This window comes from Streptomyces sp. DH12, assembly GCF_020873895.1.
In the GTDB taxonomy this organism is placed as follows: domain Bacteria; phylum Actinomycetota; class Actinomycetes; order Streptomycetales; family Streptomycetaceae; genus Streptomyces.
Genome location: NZ_JAHWGT010001216.1, coordinates 1 through 436, shown reverse-complemented (window position 1 = coordinate 436; position 436 = coordinate 1). Strand labels below are relative to the sequence as shown.

The following is a 436-nucleotide window of genomic DNA, read 5'->3' as shown; positions in this document are numbered from 1 at the left end:
GCGGTGTCCCCGGCGTTCACCACCGACCGCAGCGCCGGCGCCCCGGCCGCCTCGCGCAGCAGCGCGCCCAGGTCCGGCTCGCCCCAGGCGCGCAGGCACTCCTGGAGCAGCCACAGGCCCATGATGTTGCGCAGGTGGCGGACGGTGCCGTCCAGCCCCAGCTCGTTGGTGAAGTTGGCGGCCCGGCTCTCCTCGGTCAGCACGGGCGCGTCCAGCTCAAGACCGGCCAGCGACCAGGTGCCGGTGCAGATGTACGCGAACCGCTCACCGTCCGCCGGTACGGCGGCCACCGCGGACGCCGTGTCGTGCGAGGCGACCGCGGTCACCGGCACCGGCCCGTTCAGTCCCGTCTCCTCCAGCACCTCGGGCCGCAGCACCCCCGCCGGGTCACCCGGCAGACGCAGCGGCGCGAACAGCCCCAGGTCGATGCCCAGCC

1 protein-coding gene is annotated in these 436 nt (G+C 75.2%); it reads right to left on the bottom strand.

Annotated elements, in window-relative coordinates:
* The coding region (locus LPA54_RS39320; protein ID WP_267488019.1) for an FGGY-family carbohydrate kinase at nucleotides 1-436 on the bottom strand (436 nt) is incomplete at both ends.